The organism is Bradyrhizobium genosp. SA-4 str. CB756, from assembly GCF_000473125.1.
GTDB lineage: Bacteria > Pseudomonadota > Alphaproteobacteria > Rhizobiales > Xanthobacteraceae > Bradyrhizobium > Bradyrhizobium arachidis.
In genome coordinates, this window is the sequence record NZ_KI421499.1 from 7,127,588 (window position 1) to 7,152,274 (window position 24,687).

Consider the following 24,687-nt stretch of genomic DNA (forward strand, 5'->3'; position numbering starts at 1 on the left):
TGCGTGCGATTGCCACCTCCGTATTGCTGCTGATCGCCGTAAGCGGTCCTGCAGGCGCCCAGCAAAGCCTCCCGCAATCGCAGGAGGCACAGGTCCCGACCGTGGCGGCGCGCCCGAACTTCGGCGAGAGCGTCGGCAACGGCAGGCCGGGCGTGTTCATGCAGGTCCCGGTCACCCATCTCTTTCCCGGCGCGCAGCCAAATCCGCCGCAAATCAAAAATCCTTCGCAGGGCGACCCGAATGCGGAGCAGCGCGGAATGACCTACTTCGTCAATTTCAACTGCATCGGCTGCCATGCGGCTAACGGCGGCGGCGGCATGGGCCCGGCGCTGAGCAACAGCACGTTCACTTATGGCGCGCAGCCTGAAAATATCTATCTCTCGATCTATCAGGGCCGGCCGAATGGGATGCCCGCTTGGGGCGGCGTGCTGCCCGACAGCGTGATCTGGGACCTCGTGACCTATATCGGCAAGATCGGCAACGAGCCGAGCCATCAATGGGGTCGCACGTTCTCGGCAAACCCGCTCTCACCAGAGGTCGAGCAGGTCCCAAGCGAGCAGGTCTCAACGACCGATCCGTGGTCGGCAACCAAGACGTTCGGTTTCGGCCAGAAACCCTGATCAAGCGATCGGAGCAGTTCATGGGCCACAACCCTGCCAGTCCCGTCATTCGCGTGGTGATCGCCGCTTTGATGGCGTCAGGGCTTGGCGCCTGCGGGCAGAGCAAAGCCGCCGGACCGGGGACAATTTCGATGGTGACGCGCATCGTGGGGCGAAGCTGATCGCGCATTACCAGTGCGGAAGCTGTCACGAGATTCCGGGCATTGCGGGTGCGGACGGCAACGTCGGTCCGCCGCTCCGACGCGTGGGAACACGGACCTACATTGCTGGCTTCATTCAAAATTCGCCCGACAACATGGCGTACTGGATCGAGGATCCGCAACGGATGTTGCCAGGCAATGCAATGCCGGGGATGGGCATCCCGCAGAACGACGCTCGCGATATTGCAGCTTTTCTCTACACGCTCAACTAGCCGAGCAACCTCCGATGATCCCTTTCAACACCCTCTTCCGCGAAACGCCTTGGCTTGCCGTTACCATTGTGGTTCTCGCCATAATGGGTCTGTATCTGTTTCTCGGCGGCGTCTGGCTTACCACCCTGGGCGGCTCTCCTTATTATGTGATTGCCGCAGTCACTCTTCTGGTCATCGGCTGGCTGCTGGCGAACCGCCGCGCTGCCGCGCTCTGGGTTTATGCTGCACTACTGCTCGGCACAATGGCGTGGGCCATGTGGGAGGTCGGGCTGGATTTTTGGTCACTGGCACCCCGCGGTGACATTCTCGTGCCACTCGGAGTATGGCTGCTATTGCCCTTGGTTTCAGCGCGCTTGATGCCGCGATTACGAGCGGCGCGATCGGCTCTTGGCCTCGTCCTCATCATTGCAGCAGTTGTTCTGGGCGTTTCGCTCGTCAAGGACCGCCGCGCCATCGCAGGCGTTCTGCCGGATAGCGACACATCAGCAGCTGCAACGCCGGCCGGGCCTGCGGCGGGCGCGGACTGGACAGCCTATGGCGGTACCGGCTTCGGCACCCGATATTCCTCGTTGAACCAGATCACCAAAGACAATGCGAAGGACCTCAAGCCGGTGTGGGAGTTTCGGACCGGTGACCACAAGGGACCTGATGATCCGGACGAGATCACCAATCAGGCGACGCCGCTCAAGGTCGGCGATCTCCTCTACACCTGCTCTCCGCACCAAATCGTGTTTGCGCTCGAAGCCGCGACGGGGAAACTGCGCTGGAAGTTCGACCCGCACGTTCAACACAACAAGGCCTTCCAGCATATGACGTGCCGCGGCGTGGCCTATCACGCTGCCAAATCCGGCGCGCAAACCGCTGACGGCGCTGCTGCCCCGAGCGAATGCCCGGCACGGATTTTCCTGCCGACAAACGATGGTCGCATGTTCGCACTGGACGCCGAGAGCGGCAAACCCTGTGAAGGATTTGGTGATCACGGGCAAATCGACCTCAAGCAGGGTAGCGAGGTGACGACGCTCGGGTTTTATGAGGGAACCTCCCCGCCAGTCGTGACCGACAAAATGCTGATCGTCGGCGGAGCCGTCATCGACAACTACTCGGACCGCGTACCTTCCGGCGTGATTCGTGGCTTCGACATCTATTCTGGACGCCTGATATGGGCATTCGATGCCGGCAATTCCGACCCGAACGAGATGCCTTCGGCTTCACATCATTTTACGGCTGGCTCGCCCAATTCCTGGAGCATCTCGGCGGTCGACAAAAATCTGGGCCTCGTCTACGTCCCGCTCGGCTCAAGCTCTCCTGACATCTGGGGCGGCGACCGCTCGGCAGACAAGGAGCGCTACGATTCCGCGCTGGTCGCGCTCGATATCGCCACCGGCAAGTTGCGCTGGTCGTTCCAGAACGTCCATCACGATCTCTGGGACATGGACATGCCATCGCAGCCAAGTCTGGTCGATCTTCGGGTCGGCCAGGGAGTGATCCCCGCGATCTACATTCCAGCCAAGACCGGCGATATCTTCGTGCTCGACCGCCGCGACGGGCACCAGCTGGTGCCGATGCCGGAGAAACCGGTGCCGCAGGGGCCTGCGTCGGGCGACCGGCTGTCGCCGACCCAACCCTTCTCCGAATTGAGCTTCCGCCCGCGCGGCATGCTGACCGGCACGCAGATGTGGGGCAGTACGATGTTCGACCAGCTCGCCTGCCGCATCAAGTTCAAGCGCCTGCGTTACGAAGGGCCATTCACGCCGCCATCGGAGCAAGGCACGCTGGTGTTCCCCGGCGATTTCGGAATGTTCGAGTGGGGCGGCATCGCCGTCGATGCAGGGCGGCAGATCGCAATCGCAAATCCGCAATCCATCCCCTTCATCTCCCGCCTCGTGCCGCGCGGAAAAGACAATCCCGCGGCGCCGAATGCAGCGCATCCGCCTGGCACAGAACTCGGCGTGCAGCCGATGTACGGCGCACCCTATGGCGTCGATCTCGGCATTTTCCTTTCGCCGCTCGGCATCCCCTGCCTTGCGCCGCCCTGGGGAACCGTTGCAGCTATCGACCTGAAGACGAACAAGGTCGTCTGGCAGCATCGCATCGGCACGATCCGCGATCAGGCACCTGTTCCACTCCCCTTCAAGCTCGGCGTGCCCATGCTGGGCGGACCAATGATGACGGCTGGCGGCATCTTCTTCATCACGGGAACGATGGATAACTACATCAGGGCGTTCGACGTCGACGATGGCAAGCTGCTCTGGCAGGATCGGCTTCCCGCTGGCGGGCAGTCGACGCCGATGACGTACGAGTCCGGCGGCAAGCAGTATGTCGTGACGGTCGATGGCGGTCACGGCTCGTTCGGTACCAAACTCGGTGATTACATTAGGGCCTACGCATTGCCGTGACGGCGACGACCTCCGCGCCGCTCTCACTTTGGGCCTGCGCGGAGAGCGGGCCGCGGACACGGCCAATGCCACACAGGCAGCAATACCGACCATCACAAGCCCCGCGCTGATGATGCCAGCCGGCGGAAGCTGTTTCCTCGCCAGCCAACCGCCATCCGCCGAAGTACCGTCCGACGAGACGTTGATCAGACTACCCTCGTTGATCGGCGCGCGTCGCGCGCGCGACAGCAGGAAACGAAACGCTCGTCCCAGCAGATCCTCCGTCAGCTTCGGAGCGATCGCATACGACATCTGACCGGCGCGTGCCGGCCAGCCGAGCCATCTCGTCGCGAGGTGCTTGAACCAGACTCAAAAATGTCCGGGCGACGTCTTCGGACTGATACAGCATCGGACCAGGATCGAGCTGCTTTCCGGACACGTTCGCGCCGTGCACGAAGCCCGGCGTGTCAACCATCGCCGGAAACACGCCGCAGACATGAATGTTGGGCTGCGCACCGAGCTCCTGACGCAGGCTAGCGGTGAACCCGCGCAGGCCGAATTTGCTTGCCGTGTAGGCGGCGGCGAACGGCGTGGGCGCCCAGCCTCCTAGCGAAATGTTGTTGATCAGGATCCCGCGCTTTTGACGCAGAAAGATCGGAAGCACGGCGAAAGCACCGTGCATCGTTCCCAGCAAGTTTACCTCGATCGTGCGGCGATGAAGCGCCAGATCGGCGTCCTGATAGGCCCCGAACACGCCCGTGCCGGCATTGTTGATCCAGACATCGATGCCGCCGAACGTGTCCTCTGCCTGCGGGGCTAGAATCTTTACCGCCTGCGCGTCAGTGACATCGGTCGGGACTGCCAACGCCCGCCCCCCGAGCGCCTCGCATTCGGCTGCAAGCCGCGCCAGAACTTCACCGCGTCGCGCGGCCAGCGTGACGCTGGCGCCTTCGCGCGCGAACGCAAGCGCCGCGGCTCGGCCAATTCCGCTGGATGCGCCAGTGATGACCACGCGTCTGCCGGCATTTGGCCGCGTCGGTGCCGCCGCGTCTACCATTGGAAGGATCCAGCGCAGGGATCGTCGAAGTCGGGCAGATCCCTCCGTAGCGAACCAATCGCCATGCGCGAAAATGACACGCTCGGGAGCAAGGTCCACAAGCCGCTCGGCTGCGGCCTGCACCGAACGGCCGCCGAGGTGCAACAGGAGCCGCAAGTAAATCGGAGCTCGTCCGTCGGGCTTGGTGATGCCCAGCACATTTGCGACAGCCTCGGTCAGAGCCGGAAGGTGGCTCGCGTTCAGATTCTGGACGAGATCCGTGAGGATCAGCGTGCGGCTGCGTTTGTCGAATATCTCGACCTCGGAAAACATCGGAGCATTGACGGCGATGGTTTCGAATTCCGCCGTCCATGCGTCGGGCACAATGTCGCCGAGTTCCTGATCGATCCGAACACCGGCCTTTCGAACCTGCCGCCGCGCCGCAAGGCCCCGCGCAGCGAATGTCACGGCATGCGGCAACTCCTTTTGCCACGCAGGCAGGAACATCCAGTGCGCGACATTCGGCGCCAAAAGGAACTTGATTGACCCCAATTTTCCCATTTCATCGCGAAGGGCCAAAGAATATCGCACCGGTGAGTGCAACACGAGATCGCCGTTGGAGAGCCTGATGACCGTCATGCGCACCGGCAGTTGCAACCCAGCAGCGTTTATCGGTCGATCATCGGCCATCCAGATATCATCGGTAACCCTTGTGAGGCGGGCCGTCGAAATCATGGCATCAGGCTTGTTCATGAAGTTTCCAATCAGGCTGCTGCTCCAAATCCCTGGACTGATGCCCGTTCCAAGGAGGAAGCCCTTAGAGGCCGACGTGGGTCGCAGCGCGCCGCCTGACCGCTCACGTTCGCGATGTGCCGGGGCTGCGGGCTTGCGCGGGAACAACGGTTCCTGCATATCAATATGATTAACGTCGATCAATTTACACCGCGCGATTATCCGACACGAACTGGCGTTCTCGCGACGCAATGCGCCCGAGCTCTGCACTGTCGCCAAAGAGGGCGCAGGGAAGGCCGGGTGCCGGCTGGCACCCGCGGTTCACTGTGCGAATATTGCGCTACAAGAGGCTGCACAACGGCATAGAGGTGAAGACAGGACATCCAGCCTTCCCTGCGCAGTGCGTTGACGGCTTATGTCGTGATCTCCCTGGGGAGCGATACACTATTGCCCCCGTCGCCTTGCGGATCACTGGTGCGCGAGCCCGGTTGGGCCACATGCATCACCACAAGACTTGGCGCACAAACTCCGGGCGTCAGGACCACGCGTCTCTATTTTGGCATTCGGTGAAACACGCCGAAACTAAGAAAGCCATTTAAAACAAGTGCTTTTCCACTACCTAATATGGGCTGTTTCAGCGGGCTTCACCAAAATAAGGGCCCGGCCCTAAGCCTTCAGCGTCCGCACGACAGACTGAAAGCCCTAAAGCCGAGCCCTTTGGTCCCGAGCCTTAGGAGCCGAAACCACATGGATAGTAGCATTGTCCCTTCCCGCGCCGGCAAGCGGGGCCACAACAGCAGCGTCATTCTGACCGACCGGATGTACGAGAAGCGGGTCCCCAAGCGGACCAAGCTCTACGACCGCAAGTGCCCTGGCCTCTACGTCAGCATCACCGCGGCAGGCCTAGCCACCTTCGCCTTCAAGTTCACCGACAGGCAGTCCGGCAAGCAGCGCACCGGCTGGCTCGGCGTCTACAATCCGGAAACCTTCACGATCGAGGACGCCCGCAGCAAGGTCTACGGCCTCAAGGCCATGGGCGGCAACGCGCTTGCCGAGACCTTCCACGACTAGAAGACCGCAAAAGCGAAACGCGGCAAGACCGTCGCCGAGATCATCGACGAGCGCATCAAACGGATGAAGACGCCAGGCAAAAAGCCGGACGGCGAGATGCGACCTCGGCTGGAAAGCTGGGAGAACACGGCGAGCCACCTTGACCGCTTTATCCGCCCTCGCCTCGGCAAGAAGCTGGCCATGGAGGTCACCAAGCACGACATCGCCACGCTCTCGAACGATATCGTCGGCGCAAGTTCGGCAAGCCCTCGGTCAGCAACGCGCGCCATATGCGTAAAGGGGCCTCGGGCCTGTTCAACGGGGCGGCAGAAGCGGGCCGCGACTACGTGACGGCCAGCTCCTGCGTCAACCTGCCCAAGCTGGACGCTGAGCATCCTCGTACTCGGGTTCTGTCCGAGGATGAAATCAGGATCTTCTGGCACGGGCTAGACCGCAACGACCTCCCCTATGACCACGGACGCGGCTGGCGCTCAAGTTCGAGTTGGTCACCATGCTGCGCTCTCGTGAACTGCTCGGTGCGCACCGGGACGAGCTATTTGACCTCGATGGCGAATACCCGCGCTTCGACGTCCCGCTCAAGCGGGTTAAGAAGCGCCGGGTGATCCAGCAGCCACTGTCTGATCTGGCCGTCGAAATCATCAAGGAGGCGCTCGCCTCGGACCGTCAGCAGTTTGTGTTCGAGAGCCCGATGTACAAGGGCCAGCCGATCCACCGCAAGGCAATGGCGGACGCGCTGCGCGGCACTAAGCACGAGAGGAACAAGGACAAAACTAAGACCGCCGGCCTCTGCGAACTGCTCGGCCTCAAGCCATTCACGCCGCATGACCTTCGCCGGACAGCAGCGACGTTGGCCGGCGATCTCGGCTTTGACGACGTGTGGATCGCGAAGTGCCTCGATCATGCTGCGGGCAAGAAAGCGGAGCAGATCGTACCGACCGTTACCGGCAAGGTCTACAATCACTCGAAGCGGATGAAGGAGAAACGCGCAGTGCTGAATGGCGTCGCGGCCGAATTGCGCCGGATCGTCGGCGAGCCCGCGTCTGCGATGCCCGCGAAAGCCGACCTGCGTCTCGTCAGTCTCGTCACCTGAGCCTCAGCCTAGATTTATTGCCCACTTAGATAGCGCGCGGTAACGGCGGGACCGTGCTGCGGCCGATCGATGCCGCCTTAGGTAGAGAGATTGTTCACGGTAAATGCCGTGATCCTGCAGCCGATCACGGGCACATGGCTCGCCTGGTCGAACGGGTATTCCCTTGGCGATGGAGTAGCTGGGTGGGCGATCATCAGCCAGAAGATCGCCAGCACGGCTGCGAACGCCGGAAATCCGAATGCGAACCACGAGCGGAAGAGACGGCAATATGCGGCAGGCAGCTTGGCGTCCGTCTCGATCGCGCGAAAGGCAACGTTCGCGCATTCGTATTTGCATGCACACCACAGGCAGCCAGAAGGCTGCCGGTCACCACCACGTAGAGTGCGATGGACACTGGGACTGATTGACGCATCTTTCGCTGCCGCTCATCCACCCTCTTTTATCAGGCCTGCGCCGGATGCGGCAAACCGAGAAGGCAGGGCCAGGAACAGAACCGGACTGACTGAGTTCGAGCTGTCTAACCTTTTACGGAGTGACAAAATGAGCCGCGGAATGCCGTCCATGACTGCACTTCTCGGATTGCTCGCCATCGCGGGTTATCAGAATCGGGACAAGCTGGCGGAGTTTCTCAAAGGCCCGGGTTCTGGATCTCTCGAGCCCGCCAATGCCCAACAGCCGCTTGGCGGCTTGCTCAGCAACCTCACGGGCATGCTGAGCGGGGCAGGTGTCGGCGGACTGCTCCAGGGCGGAATTGGCGAGCTGCTGGAAAAATTTAATCAAAACGGCCACGGGGACGAGGCTCGGTCTTGGGTCAGTTCGGGGCCGAACAAAGTGATATCGCCCCCGCAGCTGCGGGAAGCAATCGGCCCCGACGTGTTAGACAAACTCGAGAAGGAGACCGGGCTTTCTCAAGAGGAAATTCTCGGAAGGTTGTCGCGCGAGCTGCCCCAGGCAATCGACAAGTACACACCTGAGGGGCGTTTACCCACCTCATAACCTTCGAACTGTCGCTGTTATCTATGCAGGAGGAGCGAAGCATGAGTATTATCTGGACTATCATTATCGGCTTTATCGCGGGCGTGATCGCAAAATTCATCATGCCGGGGGACAACGAACCCTCCGGGTTCATCCTTACGACCATCCTCGGGATCGTTGGCGCCTTCGTTGCCACATATCTGGGCCAGGCCCTGGGCTGGTACCGTCCCGGAGAGGGTGCCGGACTCATCGGCGCCGTGGTCGGCGCCATTATGGTGCTCTTCGTGTATGGCCTCTTCGCCGGACGGCAACGGCGCGCGATTTGAAGAGCGGCTTTTTTCACAGATCCTTTTTTTGAAGCGAATCGTGCCTGATCAAGTACACGCAAAGGGCGCGCCGCCGATTACCGGCGCGCCCCGCCTCATTTGTCTGATTAAGGAGACTTGACCTCTGCACGAGCAGCTGTCGCGGCCTCCATGCCGGCTTGCTTAACCCGGTCCACCATTTCCGCGCCAGTGTCGTTGATTTCTGCGACGACCGTGTCCGAAGCTTCCCGCACGGCTTGCGAGACCGCGCCGGCGCGCCGATTCAGGTCGGCCTTCACATCGTCGCTGACTTCGCCAATATACTTGTTCTCGATCTCGGACGCGCGAAACGCGCCTGCAACCGCCGCACCGATGGCGATGCCCATGATCCCGAGCACGAGGGGTTGCCGTTCGAATAGATCGGCGAGTGACGATTTCGCATTGTTTAGTGCTTCTCTATCGTGAAGCGAGTTGCCGAGGTTGCTAAATTTCTGCTGCGCGAAGGCGACGCCCTCCTCGAAACGATCTCGGACGTTGTCCGCAGCTCCCGAGACCGCATCGGAAGCGGCGGCGTTCGCGCCGCGAAGAGCTTCTCCGACGCCTAGCGAACTGTCGTCTTCCATTTCAGGTGCGGTCGGAGGCGCCACGGTCTGCTTGACAGCGGATACCGCCGATCTGAGACCACTTGTCCCAATGTCCGCGGCGGGTGCGACCGCCTCCACAGCCGAAAGCGCCGCAGTCTTCAGCTTCTGGTCACCGGCGAGCAACCAGAGCGCTCCGCCTCCGATCAGCGCGGCGGCAACCGGGTTTTCCCGGGCGGCGGTCACCAAATTATCCATAAAGCTGGTTCTTGTGCTGTTCATTGCACCATTCCCTTCACGGTATCCTTATCCTTTTCGAGCTGGCCGATCGTTTCCCGGGGGGCCAGATGACGCGCATCAAGCCGGTTGATGCCCATTGCGACCAGCGCGCCGGCTACGGCTGCGGCGATAACCGCCGATGTCAGATATGACAGCGGCTGCGACCATCCCGCGGAGATCAATGCCGCGGATAGGGCAAACAGGGCCATGACGATAGCCGGGATCACCAGAACGGCGCCACCTACGATCAGGCCCAGCGCCCCACCGATCTTTTGAAGCTTGTCGCCAAGCTCCGCCTTCGCCAGATCAATCTCGTTCTGGAAGAGCTTGGCGAACTGCGACATGGCATCGCCGAGCAGCGTCGAGATCGCCCTGAACTCGCTCTGGCTGGTTTTGATATCGCGCTCGATGCTCATGGTGCTTTGCTGCCCTGTGTGGATGAGGTTTGTTGCGAACTAGGACCGCGCCGCACCGACTCCTGAGCCCAGCTTTGTTGTCCCGCCGAAAACGCGGTCCCGCCCGGCTGCTGACCGCTTCCCGACGACGATCTGTCCGTCGAGTCGCGCTGCCCTGGGGATGAGGACCGTCCTTCCGATGCCTTCAGAAAGCGGACGGCGGCGAAGCCCGCAAGCACCGATATCCCGAGAAAGGCGGCAGGCTGACGTTTGGCGAAATCGGTTGCGCTTTCGACGAGATCTCGGAAGCTCCCCTCCCGGATCTTCTGCGCGGCGCCCTCGACATAGTCGGCGGCGGAATCGATGCCACGTGCCGCGAATGGTACGTCGGTCTCAAAAGCTCTGCCGGCTTCACGGATGTTGCCGGCCAGGCGCTCGACAAAATCTGCACCGGATCGCTGCTGCTCGCGCGCCTGGCTCTGGATCTGGTCCACGGCTCCTTCCGCGACCCCCTTTGCTGCATCCGCGGCCTCGCCAAACTTGTCGCGCGCGAGATCGGCCGATGCCTGGAAAGCATCGCCGGCGCGTTGCTTTATCTCCGCGCCGGTATCGCCAATCTGTTCTTTCATATCCTTCGGGGTGCCCTTGTCCTGGCTCTTTCCAAATTGGGTAACGTTGTGCGGGTCCAGATCGCTCATGATAGTTTTCCTTCAAGTGTTGCTTTGAGAGGGGCTAAAGGCAGCTTTGACCACATCGTCCGCAGCCTCTTTCAATGTGTCAGCCATGTTCTGGGTCATACGACTAGCTTGGTTGCCAAGATCAGCCTCGGCGACCTTCTGCGCCGCAGCATCGGCTGCCGATGTGGCCGCGTCTTTCGCTGCCTCGAATCCGGATTGCGCGGCCGCGCCCGCAGCCTGCTTCACTCCGTCGCTTGCGCGTCCCATCACCTTTGCCTCAGCCTTCGTCTCAGGAAGAGCCGCAGCAATGATGGCGCCAATCGCGACGCCCAGGCCTGCTATGAGTGCAGCATTGTCGCCAATGACTTGTCGCGCCTGATCAGGCGCGCTCGCAGCGGCATCTTTGGCTGCATCCACACCGCTCTTGAGCCTTTCACTTGCCAAATCGACGGCCCCCGCCGCGCTCGCCCGGAGATCAGCGGCGAGACCAGGGGCCTTATCCTGCGGGTCACCAGCCATCCCAGCAGTTCGGCTTTGGGCGGAGGATAGCGTCTCCTTGGCATCGCCCTGCATGGCCCGCGCGCCTTTCGTCGCCTCCTTAAGCATCCGACCGGCTTTGTCCATGATCGGATCGGCGGCATCGGCAGCGCGATCCCGCACCGTCTTCGAAGTCAGGGCAAGCCCAGCGCCGATCATGAGAAGGGGCATCGGCGTACCCCGCATCAAACGCAGCAACGGAACGCCCACTGCAGCGCCCGCGGCCACTGCCTGCATCGGATTGTTCATGATCTGTTGCTTCAGCCCGTCCAGCCAGCTCTGGGTCTTGTGGCTGACGTAATCGGTGACTTCGGATTTAATGTGCGCTGGCGAGACTTTATGGCGGATGTCGTCGGCGGTGTCCGATATCTGATCCTTCAATTGGCTTACCGTCGCCGCCAACTCCGCGCGGCTGCGCTCGGACTCGCGCCTCAACTCCTCCACGGATCGTGTCATCGATTCATCCTCTTGCTTACTTTCTCTATTTGGTGACGAACTCACGCTTTGTTGAATTGTTCCTCGCGTGGCCTGGCGGTTGCTCGTCACGATAAGAAGGAGTGCGATCAGCGCGCACGGAGTGCGGCGATTGACGACCGTAAATGCTGGCCCGGAAGCCACCCGCTACGACGGATGCTGCGGTGCGGTTTCGAGCCTGAACGTCGGTTAGATGGCCAGCATCCGACTGCAGGGTTGCTCGGCTGAAAGATGGTGATCCGCCGATCTTGATCGCGGGGCTAACGGCGCCCGCGTTGCTCTCGTAACTGATCTCGAACGCGAAGCCGCCGCTTCTCGCGCTCATTTTTCCCTTCAACCGCACAGGGGATGTATCACCGTCGTTCTTCCCTTCGCTTACAGGGAATGGAAGATCGCCAACTGGGGCGCTCTCTTCACTTCGGTGAACGTCCCGGCGAGACAAACCATTCTCTCAGGTGAGAAGCAGCCTTAGCTCGACGCGTTGGGCGGACAAATCGGCCCCTGCCGGACGAAAGTCCTGTCCGCTCCCGCAGACGCTGCCCCGCCACGAGCAGCTCTTCCAAAGTTGTATTTTTGAAACGAAGCCGTCTCAGCATTGTGTTGCTCCCTCAGGGAGCTCGATCGCTCTCTCAGCCACCTTAGCTACAGAAAGTCAGTCTTAGCCGGTGATCGGGGCAACTGTCTGCAGGAGCGAAAGTTGCTAAGCTGAGCTCACGAAGCAGCTTAAGAGCCCTAACAGCTCCCACTCAGTTACCTCATCTCGAGTTGTTCGATAGCCAGACGCGAAATCTCCGCCGGATCATGGACGCCGCTTTGGGCGATCTTGACGATCTTGTTTGCAATCATTTCCGTCAGCGGGTCGTCGCGATCCTTGACACAAAGCGAGTGCAACGCTTGCTCATAAGCCGCGTGGATGCGGTTGACCATATCCGGCTGCAAATTGAGTGTGTGTAAGCGTAGGTAGGTAGACATTCGGATATCTCCCCAGCCAGGAACGTTTAATCATACCACGGGAAACCGGAGGACAACGGACGCTTGCGCCCGGCGGATGAAATTACGCGAAAATATTGGCGGCTTGGGCGGAGGTAGGAGTAGCCTCGCGCGTTAAGAACGCGCAGAGATACTCCCCCACTACCGTCGCAACTGGAGGGGCTGTTAGAGCGATTTACAGAGTTTGACGGCTGCGCACCGGCATTCGTTCTTGACCAGGACGATGCACCATCCTTGCCATTCTGGAAGCGTCTAATGACCTTTTGGCGGTCTCGTAGCGAGTCCGAGATGCGGCGTCGCACCTAGCATCGGTATCTGGTCGCCGCCTACCAATCGCAAACTACGCAGAGCGACGCTGTTGCTTGGCCGACGGCTTCTTTATCCCCGTCGCCTTCGCCTGCTTCTTACCGGCTATCTGCATCAGCATTTCCTTCTGACCAGTCGCCGCCTTGCGCGGGTTCTTGGCTGACTTCTTCGGAGCTGTTGCTGCTTCGGGCGGTGCTTCCCTTCCGACGCTGCGTCGCAGCGCCTCCATCAGATCGACGACATTCTCGCCCTTTGGCCGCTCCATCGGCCGGATCACCTTGCCTGCCCGCTTCTGGTTGATCAGTTCGACCAATGCGCTCTCGTAGTGGTCCTCGAACTTCTCGGGATCGAAATTGCCGGCCTTCTGGTTCACGATATGCTTGGCTAGATCCAGCATGTCTTTGGTGACTTTGACGTCCTGAATCTCGTCGAAGTATTCTTGCTCGCTGCGGACTTCATAGGGGTATCGCAGGAGCGTTCCCACGAGCCCCTTGTCCATGGGCTCAAGAGCAATGATGTGTTCGCGATTGGTCAACACCACACGGCCGATCGCGACCTTGTTCATCTCGCGGATGGTCTCACGGATCACAGCAAATGCATCATGACCGACCTTGCCATCAGGCCGCAGATAGTAGGGACGGATCAGATAGCGACGATCGATATCGGTTTTATCGACAAACTCATCGATCTCGATCGTGCGGGTGGACTCCAGCGCGACCTCTTCGAGCTCTTCCTTGGTCACCTCGATGAACTTCCCCTTCTCCAGCTCTTATCCCTTGACGATGTCCTCATGGCGACCTCGTCACCGGTGTCCGCATCAACCTTGAGATACTTGATGCGGTGGCCCGTCTGCCGATTGAGCTGATTGAAGGAGATCTTCTCGGATTCGGATGTCGCCGGGTACAGCGCCACGGGCACGTCACGAGGGACAGACGCAGGAAGCCTTTCCAGTTGGCGCGCGGGGTATTTACGCAGAACTCCGTTTCGGGGCGGCCTGGATTCAAGACGATCCAAAGCGGCTGGTTCCGACACCTCCAACCCCAAATTTTTGGCGAGCCTCCTTTGGTCGGACCCGACATTTGTTCTCTGGCATGAGCGATCGACCCGCGAGCTGGCGCATGCCGACCCCGAAACAGATGGCTGCGAAGCCGGGATTGGCCCGGATGCCTGATCTACCACCCGAATACTGGCAAGCCCTCCTGGACGATCCCTGCGCCGATACTCGGCCGGTCCCCTCTGGAGCGGCGCTACGGCTGAGCCAGATCAGCCAACATGTTCTGAGGGTGAACTGTCGCCGTTGCGCCCGGATCGTCGAGATCAGAAGGCCGATGCAGTGCGCCGCTACGGACTGGAGGCTCTGTGGAAGAACGTCGGACAGCGCCTGCTGGACACCACGTGCTCGCAGCGCACCGGGCGGCAACGAGGAAGACGGCTGCTGGCCGTCGTTCGACATGCCATAGCCGGCGCACGGCCATGGCACCGAAACACCACCCGACGCCACTCTCCGGCGGCGACCGCAAGGCTCTCGCGCGGTTGGGACGCCTTTACAGGGATTGCCACACATCTACACGCCTAGTTCTTCCAGCAGCGCCATGCTGTCGGTCAAGTCGCGCACGTCGAAACCCTCGTTGAACCAGCGGCAGACCGGCGCCAGTAGACGGCGTGCTTCATCGCGCTTGTTTTGTTTGCGCCAAAGCCGAGCCAAGCTCAGGGCAGAGCGGAGTTCCCAAAGTTTCGCCTTCTGTTCGCGCGCAATCGTGATGGCATGGCGAAAATCGGACTCCGCGTCGGCCTCGGCACCTGGTCGAACAGTCAGCATCAGCTCACCTCTCCGCCGCAACAGCTCCGCCTCAAACCATCGCACCCCAGATTTTTCGGTTAGTACCAACGCCTCGCTTAGCTGGCCGAGCCCATTTTCGAACCGCGCTGCTTTTGCCTCCGCTGTCGCAAGTTGGGCAAGATAGAACGGCAGAATCCATGCGGCGCCGGACGCCTGGAATCCTTCAATACCGCGTCGGAGTAACTCCACTCCAGCCTCGGTGTCACCAGCCTCGACCAACGTCCAGCCGCGATATGCGGTGCCCATCGCGAGAAAGAAGCCAAAGCGGTGCTCCTTGGTAAGCGCGATTAGCTCCTCTGCCCGGCAGCCCACCATGGCCGCATCATCGAGAACGAAATGCAGCCGGCACGTGACGCTAAGTGCAAATGCAAGGCTGATCGGGTGCAACGATTCGCGCGCCTCTGCCAAAGCATCATTGCTCTGATTGCGCGCCTGATCTGCGAAGCCAAGAAGACCACATGTCAGTGACAAGAACGAGAGCATTGCCACGCGGGCGTTTTCCGCGAACAGAGCCGTCAGAGAACGCTGCTGCGCCGGATCGTAGAGAGCGAGCCCCTGCTCGAGATGAGCGCGCGCCAAGGTCAAGTGGCCGCGATGGAGCCAGCTATCACCGACTGCGCGATGACCTGCGACCAGAATCGCCGTATCCTTCTGTCGTTTGGCGAAGTCGAGCAGGGTCTCGGCGATATGATGGGATCTGTTTGTTTCACCCCGTACGTGAAAATGCACGAACTCGCCCCAGAGCGCCTTGAGCAGGGTCGGGCTGTCGTTCAGGAGCTCGCAGAGGTGGCGGGCCCGAGCATAGGCCTTGCCTGTTTCTTCGGCCGCATGGCCCTTCACGGCGATTAGCGCTCCACCGAGCGCGAGTTGAAGTTCTGTTTCGACGCGCTGGCGCCCGGGGGTATCCGGCAGTTGGAGAAGCAGGTCGAGCGCCCTTCTCATCTGCCCGATCGCTTCTGTCATTGCCGATCGAGCCTTGGAACGCTCACCCGCCTCCCGCCAATAGGAAACCGCCTTCTCAATCAGACCAGCATGTCCGCAATGGTGAGCAAGGATCTCTGGTTGCTCCTGGATGCCTCTAGCGAGCCTCTCCTCGAGCACGTCCGCGATCCGCGCATGAAGTTTGCGGCGTTGGCTGCGCAACATTGTGCCGTATGCCGCGTCCTGCACCAGTGCGTGCTTGAACAAGAAGTTCGCGTCGGGCGGTTCGCCGCGCCCAAATACGAGCCCGGCGCTTATCAGCCGGTCGAGCGCCGCCTGCAGTTCGCTGTCACGCCGCTGTGCGATCGCGGCAAGCAGATCGTAGGAGAACTCGCGGCCAATGGCAGCGCCGACTTGCGCCACCTCCTTTGCTATCAGACCGATGCGGTCAAGGCGCGCCATCAACGAAGCATGCAGCGTGGCCGGCACAGCAACTCCGGGCAGCGGCGCGAACGAAATGGCCCGCGGGATCTCCTCGGGGCTCGCTTCAAGCACCGCTTTGGTCAACTCCTCAACGAACAGCGGAACGCCATCTGTTCGTTCAGAAATTTCATTGACGATTTCGGTCGGCAGCGTGCGGGCACCGGCCACGCTCCGGATCAACGCGGCGCCCGCGTTCTGGTCAAGCCGGTTCAGCACTAACAAACTGACATGCGGCTTCTCGGTCCAAACGATCTGATAGTCCGGACGGTAGGTGACAAGCACCAAGACCGTTAGGGCCGATATACGATCGACCGTCCTGTCTAGCAACTCGCGCGAGCTCGGATCAATCCATTGCACGTCCTCGAACACGATCATGGTTGGACGTCGTCGCGCGAGAGCTTCGAGTTGTCTAATCAGGGCGGCGAAGCTTCTCTCCTTCCTTTGTTGCGGCGTTAAGGGAGACGGCAGGTACAGATCACCGTTCGGGATCGACAGCAGTTCGGCCAGGATCGCCGCATCCTCGTCGGGCGGCAATGCCGGGGATAGCAGCACTCGAAGCTTGTCACGCTTGGCCCTCGGTGTGTCCTCGCGATCGAAACAAGCCGCTCGCTGGAGTTGCGCAATGAAGGGATAGAGCGCACTTTCCTGATGATGCGGCGAGCAGAAATAGCGCAAGCAGGTGTGCGGTTCGCGTTCGATACGCTCCTGGATAGCTGCGACGAGGCGCGACTTGCCGATCCCTGCCTCGCCGGCGAGCAGCACCACTTGGCCGGAACCCGCCCGCGCACGCCGCCAGCTCCGCTCGAGCCGCACTAGTTCATCGTCACGCCCAACCAGTGGGGTGAGGACTGAGGGGTGTAGCGCCTCAAAACGACTTTCAGCCCTCCCCTCATGCAATACCCGCCAGGCTTGCACCGGCGCGACAAAGCCCTTTAGCGTGACCGCGCCAAGATCCTCGTAGTCAAAGAGCCCCCCGATGAGCCGCCGCGTGTCCTCAGCAATTACCACCCCATCTGGCTCGGCGAGTGCTTGCAGCCGAGCGGCCAGGTTCGGCGTCTCGCCAAGGACCGCCTGTGCCTCCGCAGCTTCGCAGCCGATAAGGTCGCCGACCATGACGAGACCAGTTGCGAGCCCCAGACGAACCCGCAACTCGAACGCCGGTGGGCCTCGCGGCGCGCGCATGGAGGCGGCGATCTCAAGCGCGGTGCGCACCGCGCGTTCGGCATCATCCTCATGGGCCAAAGGATGGCCGAACAGGATGAGCATGCCATCGCCGATGTAGCGGCTAATGGTACCACCGTACTTGCGAACGGCCGCGGCGACGCTGTCGCGATACTCAGCGATTATCTTCCCTAGATCTTCCGGATCGAGCTTTGTCGCAAGCGCCGTCGAGCCGACGAGGTCACAGAACATTACTGTCAGCTGGCGACGCTCGGCGGATGAAGATGGCCCGGGTGACAGGCTTGAGCGCTCCGTGAGCGGTGGCACGGTGGCTGTCGATGCGCAGGCCACTACAGTCGGCACGAGCTGGGCACCGCAGTCGCCGCAGAATTTCTTGCCCGGCGGGTTGTCCGCGCCGCAAGCTGGGCAGCGGAAGAATAGCGCCGCGCCGCAATCGCCGCAGACCTTTCTTCCCTCTGGGTTGACTCTGCCGCAACTCGGGCAATCCATGTCGCACCCGATCGAACTGCTGACCTATATGAGTCCACGTCGGTATAAGGCAAATATCCAGAACTCTTCGAAGATACTCTTTCAGTCGCCTACCAAGCGCCAAGGACCATCAGACTCACAATGATCAGGATGCAGACACAGGCGATAGTCGCAGGGAAAATGAGCCAATCGGGTGTCATCGTTGCCTCCCGAGCGGTTGTCTTACAAAGCTTAAGGCGGCAGGCCCGACATGAATTATGAACTGGCTAACACTCTGCGACTCAAGCCCATTTTCAATCTAAAAAAGCTGATGAAACCTCACGCGACCCAAACGCGAAGTGACGATTCGCATCGTGCCCAGAAGCGGACATCAGCTAGCGTTGTGGCCTTGTTCGCGAGGAAGCGGCCAGCGTGTGACACCCTCTACGTAAACTCAATCCGGAGCCGACAACGTGCTGGAGACAGCGGCAATCTCAGAGGACGTCTGGGCCCCGTCCGTCGGGTGAGCCTCTCTCCACCGCGCCCTCACCAAGCTGAGCGTTGGGCAGTCTTTCTCGACGACCAAACACTTGCGTTGTGCTCCTACGTCAGCGTCCATACTCGTCCGTAGTGCGAGGGAATGTTCAGCCAGACCTGCTGCAGCGCCGGAACATTCTTCAAATCTAGAGCGCCCCCATGTAGCTCTTCGACGTAGTCGCCAGCCATAGGAAACCAGAAGGGGATGGTCCGGTCGGTATCGCCGAAATTGACGGCGACCAAGGTGTATTTGGCGCCGTCGTAACGCGCGAACAGCAGGATGCCGAACTGCTGATACCGGTCCCAATCATTGAAGAAGAAATACGTGCCTTGGCGAAGGTGGTCTCTCTGCCGCCGAATGCGCAGCAGCCTGCGCACCAGGCTCACGATCGGCCGGCCTGACTCGTCGTAGAAAAAGTCCCAACGCATGGGTCGCAGCAGCAATACCCGGCCCATTCCGAAATCGGGCAGAAAGTAGTTCTCCGCAAACTCCTCGCCTTGCCAGAGCATCGGAATGCCTTTGCTCATCAGCAAACAGATCAAATAGGGCTGCAGCAGGTACCAGCGCCTGCGGTCGCCCTCCGCAAACAGCGGATTGCCTGCGTCATCCGGATTGGAGGTGCCGAAGTTGCAGAGGAATCGTTCGTGGTCGTGGTTCTCGATGTACTGGAGCGCGGTCTTGGGGATCTCGTCGCCATTGACACTTTCGCGGTCCGGGTAGCCGAACAGCCCGAGCTTCAGGCCGAGGTCGGAAAGCTGACCGCGGTCGCCTTGGGCCACCGCGCGCGCCGCGCCGAAGGTGCCATTCTGCCACGTGCTGTTGGAATAGGTAGACCGCAGCACCTCCTCAGGGGCTTCGAGCTGCTCGGCCATCTGCACCAGCGCCAGCGGCTTGCCGGCTCCCGCGTCGAAGCGACTCCAATACGGACGACCTGCCGCAATGTTCGCCTTCGTCAACTGGTGCGTTTCATAGACAAGGCCCGCGTAGCCCACACCCATCGGCCCGTCCCAGTAGTTCGGGACGCAGTCGTAGCGAAAGCCATCGACGTGATACACGTCGAGCCAATGGTGATTGGCCGTAAAGAAGTAGTCTCGCGTGATTGCCCGATTGAAATCCGTGCTCTTGCCGAAATTTCTGAAGTAGTCCTTGGCAAACGGCCCCATGAACGGATTCTCGCGGTACTTCAGCCGCGTATAGGCATCGTAGTACGGGAAATCCACGCCCGCATGGCCATAGACTACGTCCACGATCACGGCGATCCCGTGTTGGTGGCAAATGTCGACCAGCTGCTGGAAATCCGACCGCTTGCCGAAGCGCTCATCGACTCCGAAGTAACCGATCGGCAGATACCCCCAGTCGACCGAGTTGCCGACGTTGGATAGCGGCATGATCTCGATGGCATTGATCCCGAGGTCAGCAAGATAGGCTACGAGGCCGCGGACACGATCGACGTGGCGACCAGCCGCCCCAATAAAGCGATCTGCCACCCAGCGTATATGCCAGACCCTTGAAGGGAATGGTCGACTTCCAAGGGATGCCCCAGACCTCGTTGCGTGGCTGCTCCGGCTGCGGCAGGTTCTCGTTCAGGAAGAATGGATTAGTCGGGTCAGCGAACCCCTGGATCCCGGTGTTCTGGACGTGCTCGGGAACGGTGAACCTCCCGGCCTCGACGATCAGCGTCCGCAATCCGCCGCCGGTCTGTTTTTGACGGAACCACAAATGCTCGGCAATCGCCGAGCCGAACGTCCCACCCCCCACAATGATGAAGTCGAACGGACGCCCGCCTGCGGATTTCCACGCATGAGCTCCGCAAGGTTGTTGCAGAGGTAACGGCCCTGAACGTCTTTGGTGAACGAGGTCGTCTCCGTGGTGAGCGGCATTGCCCTCCTCCTGGTGCAATCCTCGAACTCGCCTTCCCTCAGTGAGGCACGACCTCCTTCAACCTCAAATGATTTAGTTCACAGATTGCACTTTTTTCCTGGCGCAGCAAACCTGAGACGGCTCTAAACGTGAAAGGGTGCGACGGGCATATTGTCGGTCGCATCCATATCGCCTCAGTACTGTTCAATTGCCGGCCGCCACGATGTAATCCGCGAAATACATGTGGCTGTCGGCCTTCGACCAGAGCCCGATCCGCCCGGAGATGGGTTGAGCCAGCGCGTGCTCCAGATAGAGCTTGCCATCGAGATAGCCGTCCACCTTCGTGCCGTTCACGCGGACCTTGAGGTCATGCCACTGCCGCGTCGCGGTCGGCGTATTGCGTACCCATTTCACGGAGGAGCGCTTGCCGTTCTCGAACTTCCACAGCACGATATTGTTCTCAAGACAGTTCGCGCGGACTGTCAGGTAGTCCCCGTTTGGCTTGAGGTTGAATAGGATGCCGGCGCCCTGGTCGATGCGACCGGACAGGCCTTCGAAGCGCACCGAAATCTCGCCATCGGTCAAATTGTCGATCTTCGGCGCAACCGCGTACGGATAGTAGGCATATGCTTGCACGCGATCGAGGAACTCTGCGTATCGTTCCCCGTAGAGCGCACGTGCCTTGTCCGCGATCCCCGCCGACGATTGTCCTTCCTTCCACTGGCGACCATCGACCGTGATCACCTTCTTGCCGCCCTCCTCCTCGACTCTCCAGACGCCCACCACTGGCACCAGCGACTTTGGCTCCGCGCCGATGGCCTCACTCGAGAGGTCGATCTTAATTGGTTCTGCGGCCAAACCGGGCGCCGCAAATCCGATGGCCGAAAGGATGATTGCTCCGATTTTCTTGCTAGTGCTCATGGCTTAACTCCTTGATGAACGAGATATCCTTTGTCTGGAGGGAGCTGGCGAATCTGTCGCCATGCGAGAGCGATCAGGAGCGGCAGTCCGCCGAAGAACCACAGCAGCGCCGCGTCGGCGCTAACGACCAAAGGATAACCAGGGTAGTCTTCACCAACGCTGGGCGCCGGCGGCTGTGTGCCCGCAAGCGCATAGAGCAGCGGCAGTATTTCCCTCGGACTGGTGGAGCGGCTTACGTCGGTTCGATCACCGTAGACATATTCGATTTGGCCATAGGCATCTGATGGATTGGTAACCTTCGACCGCTCGCTCGCGAGAACGACGCTGACGTCAGGCATGGCGCGTTCGAGCTTCCCGAGGACATTCCGCCGAAGATCGACGTAGCGGGGGTCCTCAGTCGCGAGGTTGACCCTAATGACCAAGGGACGCTGGAGTGTGGCAAGTAAGCGTTCATCGGCAGACGAAAAGGAGTTGCGGCGATCCTCGCTAAGATCCACGGACGCCTTGATCTGCGTCGCGGCACCGGGCCCAGCCACGATCACCAGTACCCATATCCCGGAGCGGATCATTTTTACTCGCACGGGAGTACCAGGCGGAAGCCAAACGATTGTCAGCGCGGCGAGCCCACCAACGACGGCCGCTATGCCGAACACCAGGCCGGACGAGAGAAGTCCCTGCTCGAAGGGACGCAGCGTCTGGGTCAGCGACAACTGCGCAAGCCAAGCCGACAGACCTGGGCGGCCCATGAGCGTGAAGTCCAACACCCACGACCCGATCGTAACTGCAAGCGCCGTAATGCCGGCCGTAGCCGAATTGTCGGAGATAACTGCGGCGAACAGCGCAATGGAGCCAGCCAGAAGACCATAGAGCAAATGACCGAACAAAAGGTTCAGCGTCTCCGGTGCAGCCAGATGGCCGCCCAATACGGCCCATACGACAAGCGAGGAAAGCGCAGGGATGCTCACCATGAGCCAAGCTGCGAGCACGGCGCAGAATTTTGCGGCGATCAGGGTCGACGGTCGGTACGGCAATTGAACCAACAGGCGCAATGCGCCGCTTTCCTTCTCCTGGCTCAGCACCCGGATTGCCACGAAAGGAAACAACAGCGTCACCGCCACATAGAACGCCCCAAATGTCGGAACCAAGATTCCATCGAGTGGTGACAAGCTCCTCGCCAGAACTGGCGACTGCAGGGCCGCTGCACTTGACTCGCTGTACAGCGACACCGCCTGGACGAAGCTGTACCCGACGAGCGGGCAAGCCAGTAGCAACATGGTCCAAAGCGCTCGCCCGGCCGTGACCTCGCGGAGCTCCTTTGCCAGCAGCGGAACGATCGGGGCGGTACGCCGCACGGATGCCTTACGTGAGTGCAAGGAAGATGTCCTCCAGTGAGCCGTTCGGCAGTCCCGTCTGCGCACGTAGTTCCGCAAGTCCTCCGGACCCGCGCACCTGCCCTGCCGAGAGCAGGATGAAGCGGTCACAGACCCGTTCGGCGTCCGCCAATTGATGAATGGAGAGTATCAGCGTGCGCCCGCGTACCGTCTGGCGACGCAATACGCCCATGACGTCGCGCGTTTGCCGCAAGTCAAATCCGTCAAACGGCTCGTCCATCAGTAGCAGGTCGTGCGGCGCGAGCAGTCCGATGGTTAGCATCAGGCGTCGGGCATAGCCCTTTGACAGAGCGTCTACGCGCTTTCGAAGCACCGGCTGCAACCCGAGCGCTTCAATGGTCGACCTGATATCTGCGTCCGATCGTCGAAAGACGTTTCCGACAAACAACACGACCTGGAGTGCGGACTGATCTTGGTACGGACGGACGCCGTCAGGCAAGTAGAACAGGACGCCCCGCCGAAGGTCGGCGTGCAGCGGCTTTCCGCGCCAAAAAACGTCCCCCGAATTCACCGGCAGAAGTCCGGCAACGGCTTCCAACAGCGTCGTCTTGCCCGCGCCATTTGGACCGATAATGCCGAGGATTTCGCCCGCGACAACAGAGAACGTCACGCGGTCTATGGCGGCGCCGTCGCTTCCATAGTGCTTGGTCAGGTCTTTCACGCTCAGCAAAGGCGCCGAACGATCTGGCGAAAACCTGTCGTTGACGGTTGACATGCTGCGTCCTTCAGGAGTCCGGACGCGATGCTTGGGCATGTCGCCTCATGGGGAGATCGCATCCCCAGGCCCCGACTCTGCCAAAGCGGGCCTACTTGTCAATTAGGAACCACCCAGACGCGACGCCCCACGGTCGGTCAGATTGGACCCTTTGAACCCCGCGCTTCTAGCAGTCCGTCGCCATTTTCTGGGACGGTGCAGGCTCGGCCGCCCCGGCCGTTGCCTTCTTTGATTGCTCAGTGGGCGCGGGACGGGTCTGCTCGACCGTGCCTGCCGTCCTATCCGGTGCCTGCGTGGAGGGTGCGGGTTGGGTTGCCGTTGACTGCTCGGCAGCGGTAGGCTGGCTCTGCATCTGGCGCTGCGCGTCTTCCGACGACGTCGCGGTATGCTCTGAAGCTTTGCCCATCGAAGATGTCGGCGGATGTTCCTTGGCATCAGATGCGGTGGAACCGATGGTTTGCCCGGTATAGCCCGGGACGTTTCCTGATCCCGCATCGCGGCTCGCCGTGTTGCAGGGACCGGCATTTACGGAGTTGGTGCCGAAGGCGAGCACCGCGCCCAAAATAGTAAGTCTGTTAGCGATCATGACCCTTCTCCTGAACTCTCTAGAGATTGAACAAAAGGAGAGGTCTTCCGTTCCGGACGCGCGAGCAGAGCCATGGCTGAGTGTATGGGGAAATAGAGCTGCCTCAATGGCGGCCTCTTCCTCGTCATCACGTCTTTGCGCACTTCTCCTTCCACAAAAGAGCGAACCTATCTCGGCCAACGAAGCCTCAAGGGCAACTCCGTCACAAGTTTTCGCGACCGCCTGAGATATTCACTTCGGATTATCTTCATTGAAAGGCAGGAAAAGGCTGTTTCTGATCGACGTTGCTGGTCCGAGAGCCTGGAGTGCCGATCGGCAAGCCGTTCGCGGCGTGACCCACGCCAACGGCTGGGGCACTGACGGCGCCGGGAGCTTGGTCCTGAGGAAGCGTCTTGATCCCAGTTCTTGCTTGTTCGGCGGGGCTCATCTGCCGATTGTTGTTGGTGCTGTTGGCGCCGTTCGTTGCCGTGAACCTCCACCAGCACCGCCACCGCCTCCGCCACCTTGGGCGAGGACAGGTGTAACAGCGAGGGACAACGCAGGCGTAAGAAGAGGAGATTTTCGGTTCATGGCCTTCTCCCGATGGAAAGAAGATCAATGGCGTGAAAGAGGCGATAGTTCTAGGTCGACCGCTCTTCAGGAGGCTATCCCTCTCCCGTCCCTCCCCTTCTTCCCTTGCGAGTAACGGTGACTGCTATCGTCGTCGCGAAAAATCAGGACGCAGCACTCGCGGTTCTCTTCAAGCTGACCAACGATCCTGTTCTTCTTGATGAGCATGCTCGGTGAGGCGTTCGACGTGCTGGTCAGCGAGCTCTACCCGGTCGACGGCGATATCTCTGTACGGGCGCTAAAAGCGCCGCCGCGCCGCATCGGCATAACGAGCGGGGCTGACTGTCCTAGGACTGGCCGCCGTCAGACATGGATCTCGCGGATCGCAAGCTCGGCGTT

The 24,687-nt window shown here is 60.7% G+C and carries 20 protein-coding genes and 3 pseudogenes; 9 read left to right on the top strand and 14 right to left on the bottom strand.

Going from position 1 to position 24,687, the window contains the following annotated elements; translation table 11 throughout:
* The first annotated feature begins 23 nt into the window (after positions 1–23).
* From BRAGE_RS0134300 to BRAGE_RS0134310, 3 genes are all read left to right on the top strand, one after another.
* Positions 24–620 (top strand): c-type cytochrome, encoded by a 597-nt coding sequence (locus BRAGE_RS0134300; protein WP_416207748.1) that lies wholly within the window; start codon positions 24–26, stop codon positions 618–620.
* A 202-nt stretch (positions 621–822) separates the two neighbouring features.
* Complete coding sequence (locus tag BRAGE_RS57275) at positions 823–1,032, top strand: c-type cytochrome (protein WP_347336532.1); 210 nt, start codon at positions 823–825, stop codon at positions 1,030–1,032.
* An 83-nt stretch (positions 1,033–1,115) separates the two neighbouring features.
* Positions 1,116–3,428, top strand: coding sequence for a membrane-bound PQQ-dependent dehydrogenase, glucose/quinate/shikimate family (locus tag BRAGE_RS0134310; RefSeq protein ID WP_430642258.1), 2,313 nt, complete (start codon positions 1,116–1,118; stop codon positions 3,426–3,428).
* Between the two features lie 12 nt (positions 3,429–3,440).
* Here BRAGE_RS0134310 and BRAGE_RS50635 read toward each other — a convergent pair.
* Positions 3,441–5,196, bottom strand: a pseudogene (locus tag BRAGE_RS50635) (SDR family oxidoreductase); the annotation flags it as partial.
* A gap of 726 nt (positions 5,197–5,922) precedes the next feature.
* On the opposite strand from BRAGE_RS50635, the gene BRAGE_RS57280 reads away from it, so the two are divergent.
* From BRAGE_RS57280 to BRAGE_RS57290, 3 genes are all read left to right on the top strand, one after another.
* Entirely contained in the window at positions 5,923–6,246 is a 324-nt protein-coding gene (locus tag BRAGE_RS57280) for an Arm DNA-binding domain-containing protein (RefSeq protein WP_231164199.1), read from the top strand.
* A 63-nt stretch (positions 6,247–6,309) separates the two neighbouring features.
* Positions 6,310–6,576: a hypothetical protein gene (locus BRAGE_RS57285; RefSeq protein WP_231164198.1), complete on the top strand. Its 267-nt coding sequence runs from the start codon at positions 6,310–6,312 to the stop codon at positions 6,574–6,576.
* 160 nt (positions 6,577–6,736) lie between these two features.
* Positions 6,737–7,336: a tyrosine-type recombinase/integrase gene (locus BRAGE_RS57290; RefSeq protein WP_231164359.1), complete on the top strand. Its 600-nt coding sequence runs from the start codon at positions 6,737–6,739 to the stop codon at positions 7,334–7,336.
* 77 nt (positions 7,337–7,413) lie between these two features.
* Here the strand turns inward: BRAGE_RS57290 and BRAGE_RS57295 are convergent, their stop codons facing one another.
* Entirely contained in the window at positions 7,414–7,740 is a 327-nt protein-coding gene (locus BRAGE_RS57295; RefSeq protein ID WP_347336533.1) for a DUF2269 family protein, read from the bottom strand.
* Between the two features lie 136 nt (positions 7,741–7,876).
* On the opposite strand from BRAGE_RS57295, the gene BRAGE_RS0134325 reads away from it, so the two are divergent.
* On the top strand, positions 7,877–8,332 hold the full coding sequence (locus BRAGE_RS0134325) for a YidB family protein (RefSeq protein ID WP_027561301.1): 456 nt from the start codon (positions 7,877–7,879) through the stop codon (positions 8,330–8,332).
* 41 nt (positions 8,333–8,373) lie between these two features.
* Entirely contained in the window at positions 8,374–8,637 is a 264-nt protein-coding gene (locus BRAGE_RS0134330) for a GlsB/YeaQ/YmgE family stress response membrane protein (protein WP_027561302.1), read from the top strand.
* Between the two features lie 107 nt (positions 8,638–8,744).
* Here the strand turns inward: BRAGE_RS0134330 and BRAGE_RS0134335 are convergent, their stop codons facing one another.
* The 6 genes and pseudogenes from BRAGE_RS0134335 to BRAGE_RS50645 all read right to left on the bottom strand — a co-directional run bounded on the left by BRAGE_RS0134335 (position 8,745) and on the right by BRAGE_RS50645 (position 13,934).
* Positions 8,745–9,479, bottom strand: coding sequence for a hypothetical protein (locus BRAGE_RS0134335; protein ID WP_027561303.1), 735 nt, complete (start codon positions 9,477–9,479; stop codon positions 8,745–8,747).
* Positions 9,476–9,892, bottom strand: coding sequence for a phage holin family protein (locus BRAGE_RS0134340; protein WP_027561304.1), 417 nt, complete (start codon positions 9,890–9,892; stop codon positions 9,476–9,478). Before BRAGE_RS0134340 ends, BRAGE_RS0134335 begins: the two co-directional genes overlap by 4 nt.
* On the bottom strand, positions 9,889–10,569 hold the full coding sequence (locus tag BRAGE_RS0134345) for a hypothetical protein (RefSeq protein ID WP_027561305.1): 681 nt from the start codon (positions 10,567–10,569) through the stop codon (positions 9,889–9,891). The genes BRAGE_RS0134340 and BRAGE_RS0134345 overlap by 4 nt, the downstream gene beginning before the upstream one ends.
* A 12-nt stretch (positions 10,570–10,581) precedes the next feature.
* On the bottom strand, positions 10,582–11,541 hold the full coding sequence (locus BRAGE_RS0134350) for a DUF3618 domain-containing protein (protein ID WP_027561306.1): 960 nt from the start codon (positions 11,539–11,541) through the stop codon (positions 10,582–10,584).
* A 768-nt stretch (positions 11,542–12,309) separates the two neighbouring features.
* Positions 12,310–12,531, bottom strand: a complete 222-nt coding sequence (locus tag BRAGE_RS0134355) for a hypothetical protein (protein WP_027561307.1) — start codon at positions 12,529–12,531, stop codon at positions 12,310–12,312.
* Positions 12,532–12,889: 358 nt separating this feature from the next.
* Positions 12,890–13,934 (bottom strand): annotated as a pseudogene (locus tag BRAGE_RS50645) (Ku protein).
* Between the two features lie 12 nt (positions 13,935–13,946).
* On the opposite strand from BRAGE_RS50645, the pseudogene BRAGE_RS57300 reads away from it, so the two are divergent.
* Positions 13,947–14,315 (top strand): annotated as a pseudogene (locus BRAGE_RS57300) (hypothetical protein).
* 104 nt (positions 14,316–14,419) lie between these two features.
* Here BRAGE_RS57300 and BRAGE_RS50650 read toward each other — a convergent pair.
* The 6 genes from BRAGE_RS50650 to BRAGE_RS56525 all read right to left on the bottom strand — a co-directional run bounded on the left by BRAGE_RS50650 (position 14,420) and on the right by BRAGE_RS56525 (position 23,739).
* Positions 14,420–17,770 (bottom strand): adenylate/guanylate cyclase domain-containing protein, encoded by a 3,351-nt coding sequence (locus tag BRAGE_RS50650; RefSeq protein ID WP_084334562.1) that lies wholly within the window; start codon positions 17,768–17,770, stop codon positions 14,420–14,422.
* A 561-nt stretch (positions 17,771–18,331) separates the two neighbouring features.
* Positions 18,332–19,753, bottom strand: coding sequence for an alpha-amylase family glycosyl hydrolase (locus tag BRAGE_RS50655; protein ID WP_231164197.1), 1,422 nt, complete (start codon positions 19,751–19,753; stop codon positions 18,332–18,334).
* A 577-nt stretch (positions 19,754–20,330) separates the two neighbouring features.
* On the bottom strand, positions 20,331–21,047 hold the full coding sequence (locus BRAGE_RS0134375; protein WP_027561308.1) for a hypothetical protein: 717 nt from the start codon (positions 21,045–21,047) through the stop codon (positions 20,331–20,333).
* Entirely contained in the window at positions 21,044–22,465 is a 1,422-nt protein-coding gene (locus BRAGE_RS0134380; RefSeq protein WP_283808090.1) for an ABC transporter permease subunit, read from the bottom strand. Before BRAGE_RS0134380 ends, BRAGE_RS0134375 begins: the two co-directional genes overlap by 4 nt.
* Positions 22,407–23,153, bottom strand: a complete 747-nt coding sequence (locus tag BRAGE_RS0134385) for an ABC transporter ATP-binding protein (protein WP_051378241.1) — start codon at positions 23,151–23,153, stop codon at positions 22,407–22,409. Before BRAGE_RS0134385 ends, BRAGE_RS0134380 begins: the two co-directional genes overlap by 59 nt.
* 166 nt (positions 23,154–23,319) lie before the next feature.
* Positions 23,320–23,739: a hypothetical protein gene (locus BRAGE_RS56525; protein WP_181411710.1), complete on the bottom strand. Its 420-nt coding sequence runs from the start codon at positions 23,737–23,739 to the stop codon at positions 23,320–23,322.
* Between the last annotated feature and the right edge of the window lie 948 nt (positions 23,740–24,687).

Coding starts and splice junctions, on each gene's coding strand:
- BRAGE_RS0134310 (WP_430642258.1), top strand. CDS start 1,116: ATGGGTCTGTATCTGTTTCTCGGCGGCGTCTGGCTTACCACCCTGGGC.
- BRAGE_RS57280 (WP_231164199.1), top strand. CDS start 5,923: ATGGATAGTAGCATTGTCCCTTCCCGCGCCGGCAAGCGGGGCCACAAC.
- BRAGE_RS57285 (WP_231164198.1), top strand. CDS start 6,310: ATGAAGACGCCAGGCAAAAAGCCGGACGGCGAGATGCGACCTCGGCTG.
- BRAGE_RS57290 (WP_231164359.1), top strand. CDS start 6,737: ATGCTGCGCTCTCGTGAACTGCTCGGTGCGCACCGGGACGAGCTATTT.
- BRAGE_RS0134325 (WP_027561301.1), top strand. CDS start 7,877: ATGAGCCGCGGAATGCCGTCCATGACTGCACTTCTCGGATTGCTCGCC.
- BRAGE_RS0134330 (WP_027561302.1), top strand. CDS start 8,374: ATGAGTATTATCTGGACTATCATTATCGGCTTTATCGCGGGCGTGATC.
- BRAGE_RS0134335 (WP_027561303.1), bottom strand. CDS start 9,479: ATGAACAGCACAAGAACCAGCTTTATGGATAATTTGGTGACCGCCGCC.
- BRAGE_RS0134340 (WP_027561304.1), bottom strand. CDS start 9,892: ATGAGCATCGAGCGCGATATCAAAACCAGCCAGAGCGAGTTCAGGGCG.
- BRAGE_RS0134345 (WP_027561305.1), bottom strand. CDS start 10,569: ATGAGCGATCTGGACCCGCACAACGTTACCCAATTTGGAAAGAGCCAG.
- BRAGE_RS0134350 (WP_027561306.1), bottom strand. CDS start 11,541: ATGACACGATCCGTGGAGGAGTTGAGGCGCGAGTCCGAGCGCAGCCGC.
- BRAGE_RS0134355 (WP_027561307.1), bottom strand. CDS start 12,531: ATGTCTACCTACCTACGCTTACACACACTCAATTTGCAGCCGGATATG.
- BRAGE_RS50650 (WP_084334562.1), bottom strand. CDS start 17,770: ATGGATTGCCCGAGTTGCGGCAGAGTCAACCCAGAGGGAAGAAAGGTC.
- BRAGE_RS0134375 (WP_027561308.1), bottom strand. CDS start 21,047: ATGAGCACTAGCAAGAAAATCGGAGCAATCATCCTTTCGGCCATCGGA.
- BRAGE_RS0134385 (WP_051378241.1), bottom strand. CDS start 23,153: ATGTCAACCGTCAACGACAGGTTTTCGCCAGATCGTTCGGCGCCTTTG.
- BRAGE_RS56525 (WP_181411710.1), bottom strand. CDS start 23,739: ATGATCGCTAACAGACTTACTATTTTGGGCGCGGTGCTCGCCTTCGGC.